This is a genomic window from Nonomuraea sp. NPDC023979, from assembly GCF_040639085.1.
GTDB lineage: Bacteria > Actinomycetota > Actinomycetes > Streptosporangiales > Streptosporangiaceae > Nonomuraea > Nonomuraea ceibae.
In genome coordinates this window covers 138,890-156,067 of sequence record NZ_JBEZZG010000013.1, presented here as the reverse complement: position 1 = coordinate 156,067, position 17,178 = coordinate 138,890, and the positions used below count along the sequence as shown (strand labels likewise).

15 protein-coding genes are annotated in these 17,178 nt (G+C 73.9%); 3 read left to right on the top strand and 12 right to left on the bottom strand.

Annotation, left to right across the window (positions count from 1 at the left end; translation table 11 throughout):
* Positions 1-56: 56 nt before the first annotated feature.
* A complete protein-coding gene (locus AB0G11_RS23600; RefSeq protein WP_357588209.1) occupies positions 57-2,030 on the bottom strand; it encodes a glycosyl hydrolase family 18 protein in 1,974 nt (657 codons plus the stop codon).
* A gap of 197 nt (positions 2,031-2,227) precedes the next feature.
* On the opposite strand from AB0G11_RS23600, the gene AB0G11_RS23595 reads away from it, so the two are divergent.
* Positions 2,228-2,635 carry a cupin domain-containing protein gene (locus AB0G11_RS23595; protein WP_357588207.1) on the top strand — a complete coding sequence of 136 codons (408 nt, stop codon included), beginning with the start codon at positions 2,228-2,230 and terminating at the stop codon, positions 2,633-2,635.
* A 4-nt stretch (positions 2,636-2,639) separates the two neighbouring features.
* On the opposite strand, the gene AB0G11_RS23590 is transcribed toward AB0G11_RS23595, so the two are convergent.
* The 3 genes from AB0G11_RS23590 to AB0G11_RS23580 all read right to left on the bottom strand — a co-directional run bounded on the left by AB0G11_RS23590 (position 2,640) and on the right by AB0G11_RS23580 (position 4,722).
* Positions 2,640-2,798 (bottom strand): hypothetical protein, encoded by a 159-nt coding sequence (locus AB0G11_RS23590; RefSeq protein ID WP_357588205.1) that lies wholly within the window; start codon positions 2,796-2,798, stop codon positions 2,640-2,642.
* Between the two features lie 121 nt (positions 2,799-2,919).
* On the bottom strand, positions 2,920-3,609 hold the full coding sequence (locus AB0G11_RS23585) for a rhodanese-like domain-containing protein (protein WP_357588203.1): 690 nt from the start codon (positions 3,607-3,609) through the stop codon (positions 2,920-2,922).
* 33 nt (positions 3,610-3,642) lie between these two features.
* Complete coding sequence (locus tag AB0G11_RS23580; RefSeq protein WP_357588201.1) at positions 3,643-4,722, bottom strand: glycoside hydrolase family 19 protein; 1,080 nt, start codon at positions 4,720-4,722, stop codon at positions 3,643-3,645.
* Between the two features lie 161 nt (positions 4,723-4,883).
* Here AB0G11_RS23580 and AB0G11_RS23575 point away from each other — a divergent pair, with 161 nt between their 5' ends.
* Positions 4,884-5,246, top strand: a complete 363-nt coding sequence (locus AB0G11_RS23575) for a cupin domain-containing protein (RefSeq protein ID WP_219518676.1) — start codon at positions 4,884-4,886, stop codon at positions 5,244-5,246.
* A 48-nt stretch (positions 5,247-5,294) separates the two neighbouring features.
* On the opposite strand, the gene AB0G11_RS23570 is transcribed toward AB0G11_RS23575, so the two are convergent.
* Positions 5,295-6,086, bottom strand: a complete 792-nt coding sequence (locus tag AB0G11_RS23570) for an SAM-dependent methyltransferase (protein ID WP_219518678.1) — start codon at positions 6,084-6,086, stop codon at positions 5,295-5,297.
* A gap of 92 nt (positions 6,087-6,178) precedes the next feature.
* Entirely contained in the window at positions 6,179-7,375 is a 1,197-nt protein-coding gene (locus AB0G11_RS23565; RefSeq protein WP_357588199.1) for a serine hydrolase domain-containing protein, read from the bottom strand.
* Positions 7,376-7,486: 111 nt separating this feature from the next.
* Between AB0G11_RS23565 and AB0G11_RS23560 the strand changes: the two genes are divergently transcribed.
* Positions 7,487-8,047, top strand: coding sequence for a TetR/AcrR family transcriptional regulator (locus AB0G11_RS23560; protein ID WP_219518682.1), 561 nt, complete (start codon positions 7,487-7,489; stop codon positions 8,045-8,047).
* Positions 8,048-8,069: 22 nt separating this feature from the next.
* On the opposite strand, the gene AB0G11_RS23555 is transcribed toward AB0G11_RS23560, so the two are convergent.
* From AB0G11_RS23555 to AB0G11_RS23530, 6 genes are all read right to left on the bottom strand, one after another.
* Positions 8,070-9,956: a serine/threonine-protein kinase gene (locus tag AB0G11_RS23555; RefSeq protein ID WP_357588197.1), complete on the bottom strand. Its 1,887-nt coding sequence runs from the start codon at positions 9,954-9,956 to the stop codon at positions 8,070-8,072.
* A 3-nt stretch (positions 9,957-9,959) separates the two neighbouring features.
* Entirely contained in the window at positions 9,960-12,062 is a 2,103-nt protein-coding gene (locus tag AB0G11_RS23550) for a hypothetical protein (RefSeq protein ID WP_357588196.1), read from the bottom strand.
* A complete protein-coding gene (locus tag AB0G11_RS23545; RefSeq protein ID WP_357588194.1) occupies positions 12,059-13,978 on the bottom strand; it encodes a hypothetical protein in 1,920 nt (639 codons plus the stop codon). The genes AB0G11_RS23550 and AB0G11_RS23545 overlap by 4 nt, the downstream gene beginning before the upstream one ends.
* A 152-nt stretch (positions 13,979-14,130) precedes the next feature.
* Positions 14,131-15,339 (bottom strand): amidohydrolase family protein, encoded by a 1,209-nt coding sequence (locus AB0G11_RS23540; RefSeq protein WP_357588192.1) that lies wholly within the window; start codon positions 15,337-15,339, stop codon positions 14,131-14,133.
* Entirely contained in the window at positions 15,336-15,761 is a 426-nt protein-coding gene (locus tag AB0G11_RS23535) for a GAF domain-containing protein (protein ID WP_357588190.1), read from the bottom strand. Before AB0G11_RS23535 ends, AB0G11_RS23540 begins: the two co-directional genes overlap by 4 nt.
* Complete coding sequence (locus tag AB0G11_RS23530) at positions 15,758-17,152, bottom strand: MFS transporter (protein WP_357588188.1); 1,395 nt, start codon at positions 17,150-17,152, stop codon at positions 15,758-15,760. The genes AB0G11_RS23535 and AB0G11_RS23530 overlap by 4 nt, the downstream gene beginning before the upstream one ends.
* Between the last annotated feature and the right edge of the window lie 26 nt (positions 17,153-17,178).

The following is a 17,178-nucleotide window of genomic DNA, read 5'->3' as shown; positions in this document are numbered from 1 at the left end:
GCGCTCCTGATGTGCTGCCCTGGGCGCGACCTCACGTCCCGCCCAGGGCGCCTGCGTCAGTTCAGGCCGTTCTTCATCGCGGTGATCAGCTCACCGTTGGTGGTGTCGCCGCTGAGCTCCCAGAAGAAGGCGCCGCCGAGGCCCTGGTTCTTCGAGTAGCCCATCTTGCTGCCGATCGTGGCCGGCGTGTCGTAGCTCCACCACTGGTTGCCGCAGTACGCGTACGCGGTGCCCGCGACGGTCCCGGTGGAGGGGCAGCGGGTCTTGAGGATCTTGTAGTCCTCGATGCCCTGCTCGTAGGTGCCCGGCGCGGGGCCGGTCGCCGTGCCGCCCGGCGTGGACTGGGTGACGCCGGTCCAGCCGCGGCCGTAGAAGCCGATGCCGAGCAGCAGCTTGCTCGCCGGGATGTTCTTGCTCCTGAGCTTCTGGATCGCCTGGTCCGAGTGGAACCCGGCGATCGGGATGCCCGAGTAGGAGTTGAGCGGCGAGTGCGGGGCCGTCGGGCCCTGCGCCGCCCAGGCGCCGAAGAAGTCGTACGTCATGACGTTGTACCAGTCGACGTACTGCGCGGCGCCGCCGTAGTCGGCCGCGTCGATCTTGCCGCCGTCGGTGCCGTCGGCGGTGATGGCGGCGGTGACCAGGTTGTTGCTGCCGAAGCGGCTGCGCAGCGCCTGCATCAGGTTCTTGAACGCGGCCGGCCCGCTGGTGTCACAGGTGAGGCCACAGGCGTTCGGGTACTCCCAGTCGATGTCGATGCCGTCGAAGACGTCGGCCCAGCGCGGGTCCTCCACCAGGCGGTAGCAGGACTCGGCGAACGCGGTCGGGTTCTGCGCGGCCTGGGCGAAGCCGCCGGACCAGGTCCAGCCGCCGAAGGAGAACAGCACCTTGAGGTTCGGGTACTTCTTCTTGAGCTTGCGCAGCTGGTTGAAGTTGCCGCGCAGCGCGCCGGCGTCCCACGTGTCGGCGACGCCGTCGACGCTCTCGCCCGCCTGGTAGAAGCGGTCGTAGTCGGCGTAGCTGTCACCGATGGTGCACTGGCCGTTCTGCACGTTGCCGAAGGCGTAGTTGATGTGGGTCAGCTTCGAGGCCGAGCCGCTGGTGTCGATGTTCTTGACGTGGTAGCCGCGCTGGTAGACGCCCCACTGGACGAAGTAGCCGAGCACCTTGTCCCCGCCGGTGCCGCCGCCCTCGCTGGTGCGCGCGCTGACCGAGGAGCTGGCCGCGGAGCGGTTGCCGGCGGCGTCGCGGGCGCGGACGGTGTAGCTGTAGGACGTGTTGGCGCTCAGGCCGGTGTCGGTGAAGGTGGTGCCGGTGACGGTGTCGACCAGGCTGGTGCCGCGGTAGACCTCGTAGCCGGTGACGGCGACGTTGTCGGTGGAGGCGTTCCAGGCGAGCGAGACGCTGCTGGAGGTGACGCCGGTCGAGCGGAGGTTGCCGGGCACGCTGGGCGCCTGGGTGTCGTCGCCCCCGCCCTGGCTGGTGCGCGCGCTGACCGCGGCGGTCGCGGCGGAGCGGTTGCCGGCGGCGTCACGGGCCCGCACCGTGTAGCTGTAGGCGGTGTCGGCCGTCAGCCCGGTGTCGGTGAAGGTGGTGCCGGTGACGGTGCTGACCAGGGTGGTGCCGCGGTAGACCTCGTAGCCGGTGACGGCGACGTTGTCGGTGGAGGCGTTCCAGGCGAGCGAGACGCTGCTGGAGGTGACGCCGGTCGAGCGGAGGTTGCCGGGCACGCTGGGCGCCTCGGTGTCCTCACCCGGGCCGCCGGTCGTGACCTCCCACAGGGCGGGGACGTTCGGCGGCTCCCAGCCGGGCAGGGAGGTGTGGCTCTGACGGCACTTGTAGGAGACGCCGTTGTAGGTGACGACCGTGCCGGCCGTGTACGCCGTGTTCGGCGCCCAGGCGGCGAGCGCGGCGACGGACGCCGACGGCGCCGTCGCGCCGTACGCCCCCGTGGGGGCGGCGACCACCGCGGTGAGCGGCATGAGTAACGCCGCGACGCCGGCCAGGACCTTGCTCTGAACGCTGTGTCTCATGATGCTCCGACATCCGAGTTGGGTGAACTCTGGGGGGTGGGATGGGAGTACGCGCCAACTGTTAGGAAAGTTTCCTTTTAGTTGTACAGGTGACGGTAACCCGTGTTTTACGGAGGCGTCAATAGCGCCGCGTTGACAGAGATGGACAACATGGTTCACTATTTAGACAACCACGTTTCCTATCTGAGGAGCCCGCCATGCCCGTCGTCCGCAGCGCCGAAAGCCGCCGCACCGAGACCCCCAACGCCGTCATGACCACCCTCGCCTCGCCGACCCAGGGCGGCTCGTCCCAGGTGGTGTGGCGGGTCGACATGACCGGAGGGCAGGCGGGACCGGTCCACGCCATCGACGCCGAACAGGTGTGGACCGTGCTCGACGGCGGCGCGACCGTCGAGGTGGACGGCGACACCCTGACCGCCGGCCCCGGCGACACGGTCGTGATCCCCGCCGACGTGCCGCGCCGCATCACCGCCGCCGCGTCCGGCGGGCTGGCCGCCATCGTCGTCGCCCCCGCCGGGATGCGCGCCTACGGCACGACCGCCCCGGTCGACCCGCACTGCGCGCTGCCCGACGCGGGCAAGCTCGTCCCGGCCTGGGTGGTCTGACCGGTCAGCGTCCGGCGGCCTTCACCTCGGCGGCCGACTGCTTGCTGCGCGAGACCCGCACCAGGGCCGCCGACAGCCGGGCCAGCTTCGGGCCGGAGCCCGCCAGGTCGGCGAGCGGGCCCTCGCGGTGCGGCAGGCCGACCGCGCGGGCGCCCTCCAGCACCCGGCCGTCGAGGTGCGGCGCGACCTGAGGCCAGCATCGGCCGGTCGGCCATCCTGATGCCGGCCTCCTCGGCGTAGGTCTGACCGTAGCGGTCGAGCAGCGCCTCCAGCGTCCCCATGACTCACCCCTGGTCCGACTCGTTCTCCGGCGGCCGGGTGTCACCGAGCCCGAACAGGCCGACCAGCGTGCCGTCCGCCCGGGTCACCACCACGTGCTGGACCCCGGCCCGCTCCATCCGCTCGACCAGCGGCTCCAGCGGCTCGCTCGGCCGCACCGTGGTGACGCCCGTGTTCATCGCCTGCTCGGCCGTGCCCCGCGAGCCGCCCGCGGCCAGCTCGTCCGAGCCCACGACGCCCTGCACGACGCCGTCGCCGCCGACCACCACGGCCAGCCCGGCCGGATCGCCGAGCACCCGGTCGCCGAGCTCGTCCAGCGGCTCGTCCAGCCCGGCGACCACCGGGTCGGGGCGCACCTGCCGCACGACCAGCCGGGCCTCGCCCTCGTACGGCAGCGCGGCAGACAGCCAGTCCATCTTGCCCGCCACGTAGTCGCGCACGTCGCCGAAGCCGAGGCGTTCCAGGCGGCGGGCGGCGCGCGGGCTCAGGTCGCACAGCCAGTCGTGGCAGTAGACGACGACCGGCCGCCCCGGGTCCAGTGCGCCGGTCGCCGCCTCGTCGAAGCCCTTGAGCGGCACGTTGACCGCGCCCGGGAGGTGCGCCCAGGCGTACTCGCGGCCGGGCAGCACCTCCACGAGCTGAGCCTGCCGCGCGAGCAGGTCCCGGACGTCCTCACGGTCGGCTGTTGTCACCATGAGGAAGCCGTACCCGCCAGGCGGCGAACATGCTCAGCAGGTCAGATTGCCTCCCGTCGTGGTGCCGAGGATCTGCGTGAAGCGCTGGTAGTTGTTGACGCGGCTCTGGACCTGGGCCGGGTTGCGGCCGCCGCACTCCAGGGCACCGTTGATGCTGCGGATCGTCTCGCCGAAGCCGTGGCCGTTGACCATCGCGTTGTGCGGGGTCATGGTGCCGGGGCCGTTCTGCGTGTTCCAGTACCACAGCGCGGTCTTCCACGCCACGGCCGCGTCGTTCTGCACCAGCCACGGGTTGCGCAGCAGGTCGATGCCGAGCGCGTCACCGGCGGCCTTGTAGTTGAAGTTCCAGCTCAGCTGGATCGGGCCGCGCCCGTAGTAGGCCGCCTGCCCGGCCGGGCAGCCGTAGGGCTGGCTCGAGTCGCAGTAGTGCGGGTAGTTCGCGGTGTTCTGCTCGACGATGTGGACCAGGCCGCCGGTCTCGTGGCTGACGTTGGCGAGGAAGGCCGCCGCCTCCTGCTTGCGCACGGTCTCGCTGCCGGTCTTGGCGAAGCCCGGGTATGCGCTCAGCGCGGCGGTCAGGCCGCTGTAGGTGTAGAACGAGTTCCGGTTCGGGAACATCTGGTTGAACTGCGCCTGGCTGACGACGAATCCGGACGGGTCCGGCGGGTCGGTGGGCGTGGACGTCGGCGTGGGCGTGCTCCCTCCGCAGGTGTACGGCTCCCAGTACCAGGTGGAGACGACCGGGTCGTAGCCCGGGTTGTCGTGCTCGGCGCGGTAGTAGCGGCCGTCGGTGTAGCGCACGATCGAGCCGGCCGCGTAGAAGGTGCCCGCCACCCAGTTCGGGTGGTCGCACGAGCCCGGCGGGGTGGTGCCGCCGCCGTCGCAGGCTCCCTGGTCGGCCCACACCTGGGAGCTGCCGGGGGTCTCGTTCTGCGTCCACCATCGGGCCGACCAGTTGCGGCCGTTGTGGGAGGCGGTCATGCCGCCGGTGTAGACGGCGCCGGAGCTCCACGCGGCGGCGCAGGTCGCGGCGGAGGCGCTGGACAGCGGGAGCACGAAGGCCAGCCCGCCCACGACGGCGGCGGCGCACGCGGACGCGAGGACGCGTTTCACCTGATCACCTTCTCTTGCCGGGGGGTGAAACTTATAGGAAAGTTTCCTAAGAGTTGGCCTGACACTAGCCTTGACATCCACCTGCGGCAAGGCCCAATTCCCGATCGTCTTGTGACCCGCCGGACCCGGTGAAAGACTGGAAGTGACGGAGGGGGGACGTCATGATCGAAGTCAAGAGCATCGACAAGCCGGACGAACGGCGCGACTTCCCGATGGGCCACCTGGAGGTGTGCGAGCTGACCGGCCTGAGCTTCGGCGTGGCCACGTTCGAGCCGGGGTGGCGCTGGTCGGAGTCGGTCAAGCCGATCGCGGGCACCGACCTGTGCGAGGTCCACCACAACGGGTTCGTCGTGCGCGGGCGGCTGCACATCCGGATGCAGGACGGCACGGAGTCCGAAGTGGGCCCCGGTGAGGTGTTCGTCTGCCCGCCGGGGCACGACGCCTGGGTGGTCGGCGACGAGCAGGTCCTGGTCTACGACTTCGCGGGCGGCGCGAGCGACTACGCCAAGGCGAAGAACGGCTGACGGGCGGGACCATGCCGTGCCGGGGACGCCCCGGCACGGCATCTCGGCTCAGGACTTGCGGCCCACCCCCGCGTAGTAGACCGCCTCGCGGTCCGCGTACAGCGTGTCGGGGTCCGGCCGCCACTGCGGCAGCGCGACCACGCCCGGCTCCAGCAGCTCCAGGCCGTCGAAGAAGCTCGTCGCCTCCTCCAGCGTGCGCAGCGTCATCGTGGCGCCGCCGCTCTCGTTCCAGTGCCGCACGCCCTCCTCCAGTTGCTTGCCGACCAGGCCGTGCGAGATGGCCAGATGGCTGCCCGGCGCCATCGGCTCCATCAGCCGCCCGATGATCGACCGCGCCTCGCCGGTGTCCGGCAGGAAGTCCACCACGCCGAGGAGCATCAGCCCGATCGGCTGGTCGAAGTCCAGCAGGTCGCGCGCCGCCTCCAGGATCTTCTCCGGCTCGCGCAGGTCGGCGTCGATGAACGAGGTGTCGCCCTCCGACTCGCCCTGCAGCAGCGCCCGCGCGTGCACCAGCACCACCGGGTCGTTGTCGACGTAGACGACGCGGCAGCCCGGGTCCACCGACTGCGCCACCTGGTGGGTGTTGTTCGCGGTCGGGATGCCGGTGCCGATGTCCAGGAACTGCCGGACCCCGGCCTGGCCCGCCATGTAGCGCACCGCGCGGCCCAGGAACTCCCTGTTGGTCCGGGCGAGCACCGGCAGCTCGGGCACCGCCTGGAGGATCTGCTCGCTGACGATCCGGTCGATCTCGTAGTTGTCCTTGCCGCCCAGCCACAGGTCGTAGATGCGGGCGGGGCTGGGAACCTCGGTGTTGATGCGGCTGAGCGCTTCTTCGGTCATCGGTCGCCTTCCCGGGCGAATGGGGCAGGATGTCCGACGAGCCTACTCGTTGAAGATCCACATGTACGCCCCTTCGTGCGCGAATCCCTTGCTCACCCGCGTTCCCGGTCCTCCAGCGTCGCGTACAGCGCCTCGATGAGCGAGCGGACGCGGAAGTCGCCGCCTTCGAGGAGCTCGGAGCCGCGGTTGGGCACGTAGCCGAACGCGATCCGGCGGTCCGGGTCGGCGAAGCCGAACGAGCCGGTCGCGCCGCCCTGCCCGAACAGGCCCGTCAGGCGCGGCGGCGCGGGCCAGAACGGGCCGCCGGGCACGGCGAAGCCGATCCCCCAGGCGGTGTGCGCGCACAGGGTGCGGTCCATGCCCTCGGCCTGCGGGGTGCGCACCCGGTCGACCAGCCCGGGACCGAGCAGCCGGACGCCGTCGATCTCGCCGATCAGGCCGGCGAAGAAGCGGGCCAGCGAGTGCGCCGAGGCGACGCCGTCCATCGACGGGCTCTCCACCTGGTACGTGCGCGGGTCGTTGGTGGCGTCCCAGCCGATGGCGACGCTGCCGTAGAAGGAGCGGTAGGACAGGCTGCCGGGGTCGGCGAGCGCCGCGACGAACCCGGCGAGCTCCGGCACCTCCATGCCCAGGCGCACGGTGTCGGCGTCGGGCACGACCATCGTCGCCAGGCGCGGCAGCGCGGCGTCGGGCACCCGGACGTAACAGTCGAGGCCCAGCGGACCGGTGATCTCCCTGGCCAGGAACTCGCTCAGCGTCACGCCGGAGACCCGGCGGACGATCTCCCCGGCGAGATGGCCGATGCTCACCCCGTGATAGCCGTGCGCCGTGCCGGGCGGCCACTCGGGGGCCGCGGCGGCGAGCGTGTCGGTGATCGGGGTCCAGTCGCGCAGGTCCTCCCAGGTGATGGGCCGCGCGTGCATGCTGGGCAGGCCGGCGCGGTGCCCGAGCAGGGTGCGCACGGTGATGCCGGCCTTGCCGTTCGCCGCGAACTCCGGCCAGTAGCGGGCCACGGGCGCCTCCAGGTCCACCAGGCCCCGCTCGGCCAGCAGCAGCACCGCGGCCGAGGCGAACACCTTGCAGGTGGAGGCGAGCGGGGCGATGGTGTCGCGCCGCCAGGGCCGGTGCGTGCCCGGGTCGGCCTCGCCGCCCCACAGGTCCACGACCGGCCGCCCGTCCCGGTAGACGGTCAGCCCGGCGCCGACCTCGCCGCGCTCGGCGAAGTTGCGCTCGAACGCCTCCCGCAGCGGCTCGTAGCCCGCCGCCGTCATGCCGTCGGTCCGTGTCATCGTCCACGCCCTTCTCTCTACCTACCGGTCGGTCGGGACGTGACCATACCCTACCGACCGGAAGGTCGGCTAGGCTGGGCGGCACACCTTCGGCTCGATGAGGCGGCGTCAGTGCGTAACGAACCCGGCGACACCAGGCAGCGCATCCTGGAGGCGGCCCGCGACCTGTTCGCCGCCCAGACCTACCGCGCCGCCAGCATGCGCGACGTCGCCGAACGGGTCGGCATCTCCAAGCCCTCGCTCTACCACCACTTCCGCAGCAAGAGCGAGATCCTCGACAGCCTCGTCACGCCGCCGATCGACGAGCTCGAAGCCGCCATCCGGGCCGCCGAGTCCGCCCCCGCCGGGACCGACGTCCGCCGTGACCTGCTCGCCGGGTGCCTCGACGTCATGCTCGCCCACCGCCGGACGATGGCGCTGCTCCTGCGCGACGCCTCCGTCTACGCTGACGAGAGCGCGCAGGTCATCTCGCGCGTGACCGCCTTCACCGGCCGGGCGGTCGACCTGCTCGCCGGGCCCGGCGCAGGGTGGCGCGAGCGCGTACGGGCCGCCCAGGCGTTCGCCGCCGTCGCCGACCCCGTCAGCCAGCTCCCCGACGTGCCCGTGGCGGAGCTCCGCGCCGAGCTGCTGCGCGGCGCGGGCGCGATCCTCGGCCTGGAGCCGTCCGCCTGACGGCGGTCCCCGATGCTCCGGGTCAGCGCGCCGCCCAGTGGACGGTCCAGGCGCCCCCCGTCGCGAACTCGGCTAGCGTGCGCACCGGCTCGCCGGTCAGATCCACCGCCCGCACCGCCGAGGAGGCCGCGGAGTAGACGGCCAGGTGGTCCGTCCCGTACCAGAACCAGAGCACCCCGCCCGCCTGCAGCGGCAGCGTCGTCAGACGGCGGCCGGTGGCGGCGTCGAGCACGCACGCCCTGTCCTCCGTCCCCGGGCAGAGCGTGGCGAGCCTGCCGTCGGCGGAGAACACCGGGACCGTGCCCGCCGGCTGCCGCACCCGGCCCAGCGTGCGCAGCACGGCGCCCGCGGGGGAGTGGACGGTGATCTCGCCGGTCCCCGACGCGCGGGCCAGGGTGTCGCCGGAGGCCCACACGTAGTCCTCCTTGCCCGGCGCCGGGGCGCTGACCACGGACGCGGTGCGGCGGGCCGGGTCGACGACGGCGAACCCCGTGGTGCGGTCGTCCAGCCGGGGGTCCCACACGGTGACCAGCAGCCGGGAGCCGTCCGGCGACCACGACGGGCGGCGCAGCGCCAGCGGCGGCTCGACCACGTCCACCCAGAACGCGCCCGTCAGGTCGCGCGCGGTGAACCGCACCGCCCCCGCGTTCTCGACGGCCAGGTCCGGAGACTCGTGCACGTACGCCACCCGATCCCCGCCGGGGGAGACCATCGGCGCCATCCGCTCCGTGACCGGCAGGAACGTGTCCTCGCCCGGCAGCCGCACACCGGCGGCGAACGCCAGGCCCTCGCTCAGGTCCGTGGACCCGCGCAGGAACGACGTCAGCCGTAACGGGTCCGCCGGGTGCTCGTGCAGCGTCGCGCCCAGCTCCGGCACCACGACCGTACGGGTGCCCGCAGCCGGCGGATCCTGCCGGGCGGCGACGTACAGCAGCGTGAGCGCGACCGCCACCAGCGCCGCGACCGAGGTCACCGCCCCCGCCACCCACCCCCGCGCCTTCCCGCCGGCCTTCCCGCCCGCCTTGATCGGTGCGGCGAGCCGCGCGGTGCCCTCCGGAGCCGGACCCCCGGCCCGGGCGGCGGCGCTGCCCGCCGCCAGCGGGTCCGACACGGCCGACGGCGTGCGCCCCAGCAGGCGCAGCAGCACCTCCCGGGCCGCCGGACGCCGCGCCGGATCCTTGGCCAGGCACGCCGCCACCAGCTCACGCAGATCACCGTCCAGCCCGCCGAGATCCGGCTCGGCCCGCATGATCCGGTGGACGAGCGCGGGCAGCGGCCCCGCCCCGAACGGCGGCGCCCCCGACGCCGCGAACACCATGGTCGCCCCCCACGCGAACACGTCCGCCGCCGCGCCCGCCGCCCCCGGCCTGAACTGCTCCGGAGCCATGTACGGCGGCGTCCCCGCCACCTCGTCACCCGCCCCCGCGTCCCCCACCGGCCGGGCGATGCCGAAATCGATCACCCTCGGCCCCTCCGGGCTCAGCAGCACGTTGCCCGGCTTGAGATCCCGGTGCACCACTCCCGCCCGGTGGATCGCCGCCAGCGCCGTCGCGGTCCCCACCGCCAGCCGGTGCAGCTCGCGCCCCCGCAACGGGCCGCGCGCCGCCACTGCCTGCTGCAACGTCGGCCCCTCGATGAACTCGCTCACCACGTACGGCTCGGCCCCCGCCGCGCCGACCTCCAGGACCTGCGCCGTGCAGAACGCCGCCATCCTGGGCAGCACCTCAGCCTCCCGGCGCAGCAGCGCGGCGGCCTCCTCGTCGGCGGCCCGCAGCACCTTGACCGCCACCGGCCGCCCGCCCGGCGCCTGCGCCAGGTAGACCACGCCCTGCCCGCCCGCGCCCAGCCGCCCGCGCACCACGTACGCGCCGATCCGCGCCGGATCGCCGGGCTGCACCGCGGCGGCCACCGGTCAGCCCCGCGTGTAGCGCACGTCCACCAGCGGCTCACCCGGCGTGCGCAGCTCGGCCAGCACCCGCACCACCTCACCGGCGAAGTCCGTCACCACCACCTCGCTGCGGTCGCCGTCGCCGGGCACGACCTGGATCAGGTGCTCCTCGTCGTACCAGCCCACCATGCCCGCCCCCTTCCGCGTCGGCACCGTGGCCACCCGGGCGCCGCCCGCCGCCGTCCACACGCAGGCGGCGAACCGCTTCGCGCACCCGCTCGTGACGAACCGGCCGCCGCTCGGCGAGAACATGTCCGCCGCCCCCACGACATGCCCCACCCAGTGCATCATCCGCGTCACCCGGCCCGACTCCGCGTCCCGCACGCGCACGCCCTGCCCCCACTCCGCCGTCAGGTAGCGGCTGATCACCGACCTCCCGTCGGGCATCCACCGGTACTCGGCGTAGAAGCTCAGCGGGTTCACCTTCCCGCCTGTCGCCAGCGCCGCCTGCCGCACCTCCGCCCCGTCACCCGTCGGCACGAACCTGGCCGACCGCGCCGCCACGTCGATGATCACGTACCCGGCGCTGAACGGCTGGTTCTCCTCCCCGACCTTCTCGAACCGCTGTACCGACAGCAGCAGCCGGTCACCCCGCCGCGACCAGCTCAGGCCGACGGACTGGTACGGCGGGCGCAGCACCGGCACGCTGAACCGCTCACCGGTCAGATGGTCGGCGAACCACACCGCCAGATGATCCCCGGCGGCCGCGTACAGCGTGTTGAAGCTCGCCGTGTAACGCCCGTCGGGCGACGCCTCCGCCACCACGGTGTGCGGCCCGGCGTCGCCGAACCGGCCCGTCCGCGGGTCCCGCGTGTAGCGGCGGCTCTCGCCCACCCGCACCGACGTCAGCCGCACCCGGTCGCCGGGATGCTCGTACGCCACCCCGAGCCCGCCCGGCAGCGGCACCTCGGCCCCCTCCGCAGGAGGCCCGTCCGCCGGGGCCACCGCTCTCGGCGTCCACGTCCCTCCGGGCCGCGCCTGCTGCGCCACCCGCGCCGCCCCCGCTCCCGGCTCGCCCACGGCCAGCGTCACTCCGGCCGACACACCCCCGGCCACCAGCGCGATCACCACCCCCGCCGCGGCCACGACCCCCCGCCGCCGCTTCCTCCCCGCCCCGGCAGCCTCCACCGCGCTCGCGCCGGCCGACTGCGGGACGGGCCCAGGGACGGGACCAGGGACGGGCCTCGGGACGACCAGGACCGTCTCCTCGATCAGACGCAACAGCGCCTGCTCCGCCGTCGGCCTCACCTCCGGGTCGACGGCCAGGCAGTCGGCCAGCAGCTCACGCAACGGCCCTTGCGGGAGCGCGGCCAGGCTCGCCGCCCCCTCCGCCATCCGGGCGAGCCGCCCGCCGAAACCGTCCCCGCCGAACGGATCCCGCCCGGCGGCGGCGTACGCCACCGTCGCGGCCCACGCCCACACGTCCGTCGCGGGCCCGAGCTCCCCGCCGCGCGTCCGCTCAGGGGCGAACAGGTCACCCGGCTCCAGATCGATCGGCGACGTGTCGTGCCCCCCGCTCAGCACGTCGTGGACCTCCGGCACCGCGCACAGCAGCCGCGGCCCGTCCGGCCCGAGCAGCACCCGGCTCGGCCGGATCCCCACGGGAGCCAGCCCGGCCCGGTGTGCCGCCGCCACGGCCGTCACCGTCCCGATCGCCAGCCGCCGCAACGCCGCCCCCTCAACCGCCCCACTGCCTGCATCACTGTCCGCATCACCTGGCCCGTCGGCGGGGGTGTCCGGCCGGGTACGGGCCGCTCCGCCTCCGCTCTCACCGGGACCGCCGGCGGCGGCGGCCGGGGTGAGGCGGGCCAGGAGGGAGCCGCCCTCGACGTACTCGGTGACCACGTGGTCAGGGCCCGCGTCCAGGACGGCCACGGCGCCGACGGGGGCGGCCTCGCGCAGACGGGCGAGCCGGGCGAGGTCGGGGCGGCGCTCGGCCGGCCTGCCGTAGTGGCGGACGACCACCGTGCGCCCCGAGGGGGAGGTCGCCAGGTGGTGCGAGACGCCGCAGCAGCCCGTGTGGAGGGTGCCGGCGAGGCGGTAGCCGCCCACGGCGCGGGCGTTCACCGGGCCGCCCGGGCCAGGCGCAGGCCGGGGGTGTCGTCGGCCGCCTCCAGGGTGGCCAGCAGCCGCCGGGTGCCCTCACGGAAGTCCAGCGCCACGAACTCGTGCGGCGTCCGGCCCGGGTCCAGGATCATCAGGTGGTCGTCGTCGTACCAGCCCCACATCTCCGCGCCCTTGATCGTGTTCACGTAGGTGGCGACGCGGACGCCGGTGGCGGCGTCCCACGCGCAATGGGATCCGCCGCTGGGGCAGTCGGTCAGCATGAGCCGGCCCGACGGCGAGAACAGGGCGCGGCCGACGCTCGGCCCGGTCCACGGCATCGTGCGCGCCTCCCGGCCGTTCAGGTCGCGGAAGCGCAGGCCGGTGTGGCCGCCGCTGTCGTGCGAGGCGACGACGCCGTCGCCGCCGGGGGTCCAGGCGTACGGTCCCGTGTCGCCTTCCGTGGGGACGGTTCGGGCCTGCCGGGTGGCGGTGTCCAGGACGGCGAATCCGGCCGTCCTCCGCTTCGGGCCGCTCACCGTGAGGAGCAGCCGGGACGAGGCCCGGTCCCACACAGGGGAGGCGGCCCGCTCGGGCACCCGTACGGTGAAGCGCTCGCCGGAGCGGCGGTCGGCGACCGTCACGTCACGGCCCGCCTGGAACGCCACCCGGGTGCCGTCGGGCGAGGCGGCCACGTCGTCCGCCGCCACCCCGGCCTCGATGAACCCGTCCCACTGGGCCGCGCGCAGCCAGGTGCCGCGCTCGTTCCGGTACGCGACGACGCGCTGGGGATCGCCGGGATGCTCGTACAGGGAGAGTGCGATCCCGGCCGCCCGCATCGTGGCCTGCGGGGACGGGAGCGCGCGCGGGCCCGCGGCGGTCACCGACAGGTCGGGCAGCGACAGCGTCGGCGACGGGACGGGCCGGGAGGCCGCGCCCACCCGGTCGGCGATCAGATGGCCCGCCCCGGCGGAGACCACCGCCACGGCCAGCGCCCCCGCCGCCAGCCCCGGCCACCCCCGCCACGCCACCCCGCCCGAGGCTGCGGCGCCGCCTCCCGGGGTACGCCCTGCCGCTCCGGCCTGGGACGGTGCGGCCATCCCAGGGGTGTGGCCTTCCGACGCCGGGCGAGGGACAGCCGGGCGGGCCCCCGCCGGACTCGCCGGGCCGTCCGCCTCCGGGCTCGCCCGGAACTCGTCCGTGGGGGAGTGGGGCGCGGTGTCGGGGATGAGCGTGCGGGTGGAGTGGCCGATGAGGCGGAGCAGGAGGTCGCCCGAGTCGGGCCGCGCCGCCGGGTCCTCGGCCAGGGCGGCGGCGACGGCGGGGCGCAGGTGCTCTTCGAGGGCGGCCAGGCCGGGCTCGTGGCGGAGGCCGCGATCGGCCGAACCGGTGGCGGCGTACAGGATGGTGGCGGCCCAGGCGAACACGTCGTCCGCCGGGCCCATGACCTGCTCGGGAGCGCCGGTGGGGGCCGGGGGGAAGGCCAGGCCGTAGCCGGTGACGCGGACGCCGTCGGGCCCGAGGACGACGGTGCCGGGGCGCAAATCGCCGTGGGTGACGCCGCCCTGGTGCAGCCCCACGAGGGCGGAGGCCGTCGCGATGGCGAGCCGGTGCAGCGTGGTGCCCGTCATCGGGCCGTCGGCGGCGACGGCGTCGGCGAGCGACCGCCCGGGGACGTGCTCGGTCACCGCGTACGCCCGGCCGCCGGCGACCCCGGCGGCCAGGACGCGGGCCAGCGACGGCGCGTCGAGCTCCGTCAGGGCGGTCACGCGGTCCGCCGCGCCGGGCCCGCCGGGCAGCCAGGCGACTTCGACGTGCCGGCCGCCGGCGTCGCGGGCCAGGAACACGGGCCCGCGGTCGTCGTGCCGTAATCGTCCCAGCAGGACGAACCCGCCGAGGTCCGCGGGATCGGATCGCTGTAATGGGGAAATTTCCGTCATTGCCTCAGCAATTCATCGACAGCCGACCGCCTGATTATGGATCAGGCGCTTCCGGTCGTGGAAGACCGGCGCCCGGCCGTCTTACCCTGCCAGGGCCCGGAGGAGGACGTCCCCACGCCGGGCCCGGGACGGGCCGCCACGGCGGTGGTGGGTCAGGAAACGAGCTCCCCGGCCTGGACGACGTGCCGGATGCGGCCGGGGTCGGCCAGGACGCCGAGGTCGGCGAGCGGGTCGCCGTCGAGGACCAGCAGGTCGGCGTGCGCGCCCACGGCCAGGGTGCCGATCTCGCCGGCCATGCCGAGCAGCTCGGCCGCGTTCACCGTGGCGGCGCGGAGCACGTCCAGCGGCTTCTGCACCTCGCCGCGCAGGCGGAACTCCTGGTTCTGGTGCCGGTGCATGCCGCCGAGCAGGTCGCTGCCGTACACCAGCCGCACACCGCCCCTGGCGGCGCGCTCCAGCGCCGCCAGGCCCGCGCCGAGCACCGCGTCGACCTTGCGCCAGCTCGGCTCCGGCAGCCCGTGGGCCACGCCCTCCTCCTTCAGCGCCCAGTACGTGACCAGCGTCGGCACCAGGAACGCGTCACGCTCCAGGAACAGCTCCACGCTCCGGTCGTCCAGCAGGTTGCCGTGCTCGATCGAGCGGATCCCCGCCTCCAGCGCCCGGTTGACCGCGCGTGCGGTGTACGCGTGCGCGGCCACGTAGCGGTTGGCCGCCTCGGTCTCCTCCACGATGGCGCGCAGCTCCTCCATCGAGTACTGGGTGGAGTCGATGCGGTCGGTGGGGGAGGCGACGCCACCGGAGGCCATCACCTTGATGTGGTGGGCGCCCTTGCGCAGCTCGTCGCGGGCGGCGGCGCGCACGGCGTCGACCCCGTCGGCGACCCGGCCGAGCCCGGCGCAGCACGGGTGGTCGTCGTGCACCCGGGTGCCCCGGCCGCGCGAGTCGCCGTGGCCGCCGGTCTGGCTGAGCGCCCGGCCGCAGAACAGCAGCCTCGGCCCCCGGATCAGCCCTTCGGCCTGCGCGTCGGCGAGCCCGTAGTCGGCGCCGGAGGCGTCGCGGACGGTGGTGAAACCGCGCGCCAGCATGCCGCCCATGATGCGGGCGCTGTGCGCGGCCACGTACGAGGGCGACCAGGAGGTCAGCCCGCCCAGGTCGGCGGTGGCGGCGGTGACGTGCACGTGCGCGTCGATCAGGCCGGGGACGACGACCGCGCCGGCCAGGTCGACCACGCGCGTGCCGTCGGGGGCGGTCAGGCCGCGGCCGGTCTCGGCGACGCGCCCGTCCGCGCAGCGCAGGTCGGTCTCGGTGAAGTCGCCGGTGTCGGGGTCGAGCAGCAGGGCGTCGCGCAGCAGCAGGCTCATCGGGCGCCTCGCAGCGCGGGCACGGCCAGCGGCGCGAGCGCCTGGGCGGCGGCCACGGACGTCTCGTCGTAGCTGCCCTCGGCGTCGAGGATGTTGAGCGCGCCGAGCACGGTGCCGCCGTCCACGACGGGCACGTTGACGATGGCGCCGCAGCCGAGGCTCTCGATCAGCTCGTGGTCGGCGAAGATCTCGCGTACGGCGGCCCGGTCGCGGCCCAGGTAGGGCAGCCGCTGCTCGATGCAGCGGCTCAGCCACTCCTGCGCGACCTCCACCGTCTTCTCGCCGCCCACCGGGTACTGCTCGGGGTGGCTGCTGTGCACGCGGCGCAGCGCGCGCCGCTCGGGGATCCAGGCGAGCACGGTGAACAACCGCGCGCCCACCTGCTCGCGTACCTTCTCCTGCAGTTCCGGCAGCCCGGTCACGACGTCATCTCCTTAGCTGCGCCGGCGGGCTCGCCCCGCTCGGTCAGGTCTTCCAGGGAACGCCCGGCGGTCGCCAGGCCGAACACCATCACGCAGATCACGCCGGCCGCGAGCACGGCGGTGGTCATGCCGAACACGCCGCCGAAGCCGAGGCTCGCGTACGACACGCCGATGATGGTGGGAGCGAGGATGCTGCCGACGCGGCCGAACGCGCTCGACAGGCCGGTTCCGGTGGCCCGGATCCAGGTGGGGAACACCTCGGGGGTGTAGGAGTAGACGCCGGCGTAGGTGCCGTTCAGGAAGAACGACAGCACGGCGCCCGCGACCGTGATCGACACGGGCGTGTCCATCTGCGACAGCCAGAAGGCGCTGACGGCCGATCCGGCGAGGTAGATCGCGATGGTGTTCTTGCGGTCGAGCCGCTCCGACAGCCAGGCGGCGGAGAAGTAGCCGGGGATCTGCGCCAGGTAGATGATCAGCGAGAACTCGAAGCTCTTCGTCACCGTGATGCCCCGCTCCACCAGCAGGGTGGGGATCCAGGAGAAGAAGCCGTAGTACGAGAACGTGATCACGAACCAGATCAGCCAGATGACGCCGGTGCGCCTGGCCATCGCCCGGCTCCACAGGAACCGCAGGGCGTTGACCAGCGTGACCTTCGGCGTCTCCTGGACGGGCAGCGCGGTCGCGGTCTCGGGCACCGGCGGCAGGGGCCGGCCGGTGGCGAGCTCGACGCGCCGTTCGATGTCGGCGACCACGGCCTCGGCCTCGGCGGTCCTGCCGTGCTGCAGCAGGAAGCGCGGCGACTCCGGCAGCGAGCGCCGCCACCACAGCAGCATCAGGATGGGCACCGCGGTGATGATCTGCGCGATCCGCCAGCCGTCGTCGAACGTGGGCACCACGAACCGGCCGATGAGCGCGGCCCCGACGAACCCGAAGGAGAAGAACCCGGCCAGCGCGCCGATGAACCAGCCGCGCCGCTTGGCGGGCACGAACTCCGACAGGAACGGCGCGATGATCGCGCTCTCCGCGCCGGCCCCGGCCCCGGCCAGCACCCGCGCGCCGAGGAACACCTCGTAGTTCGGCGCGAACGCGGCCACGACGGAGAACACCGCGTAGAAGGCGAGCGCGTACATCATGACCTTCTTGCGGCCGATGCGGTCGCCGAGCAGGCCCGCCGCGATCGCGCCGAACAGGAAGCCGAACGGCGAGGCGGAGCCGATGATGCCGAGCTGGCCGTTGCTGAGGTTCCACGCCTCCTGGGCGCTCGGCAGCAGGAACGCGACGACGGCTGAGTCCATGCCGTCGAAGGTGTAGCCGAGGCCGCCTATCAGGAGCAGGAGGTAGTGCGGACGGCTCAGGGGGAGCCGGTCCAGCCGGGCCAGCAAGGTCATGGCACAGCCTTCCTAGGGCACGGGGC

Bases quoted from the DNA above. Each gene is read 5' to 3' on its own strand.
- AB0G11_RS23570 (WP_219518678.1), bottom strand. From the start codon at position 6,086: ATGACCGAAGAAGCGCTCAGCCGCATCAACACCGAGGTTCCCAGCCCC.
- AB0G11_RS23565 (WP_357588199.1), bottom strand. From the start codon at position 7,375: ATGACACGGACCGACGGCATGACGGCGGCGGGCTACGAGCCGCTGCGG.
- AB0G11_RS23600 (WP_357588209.1), bottom strand. From the start codon at position 2,030: ATGAGACACAGCGTTCAGAGCAAGGTCCTGGCCGGCGTCGCGGCGTTA.
- AB0G11_RS23540 (WP_357588192.1), bottom strand. From the start codon at position 15,339: ATGAGCCTGCTGCTGCGCGACGCCCTGCTGCTCGACCCCGACACCGGC.
- AB0G11_RS23530 (WP_357588188.1), bottom strand. From the start codon at position 17,152: ATGACCTTGCTGGCCCGGCTGGACCGGCTCCCCCTGAGCCGTCCGCAC.
- AB0G11_RS23545 (WP_357588194.1), bottom strand. From the start codon at position 13,978: ATGACGGAAATTTCCCCATTACAGCGATCCGATCCCGCGGACCTCGGC.
- AB0G11_RS23585 (WP_357588203.1), bottom strand. From the start codon at position 3,609: ATGGTGACAACAGCCGACCGTGAGGACGTCCGGGACCTGCTCGCGCGG.
- AB0G11_RS23595 (WP_357588207.1), top strand. From the start codon at position 2,228: ATGCCCGTCGTCCGCAGCGCCGAAAGCCGCCGCACCGAGACCCCCAAC.
- AB0G11_RS23575 (WP_219518676.1), top strand. From the start codon at position 4,884: ATGATCGAAGTCAAGAGCATCGACAAGCCGGACGAACGGCGCGACTTC.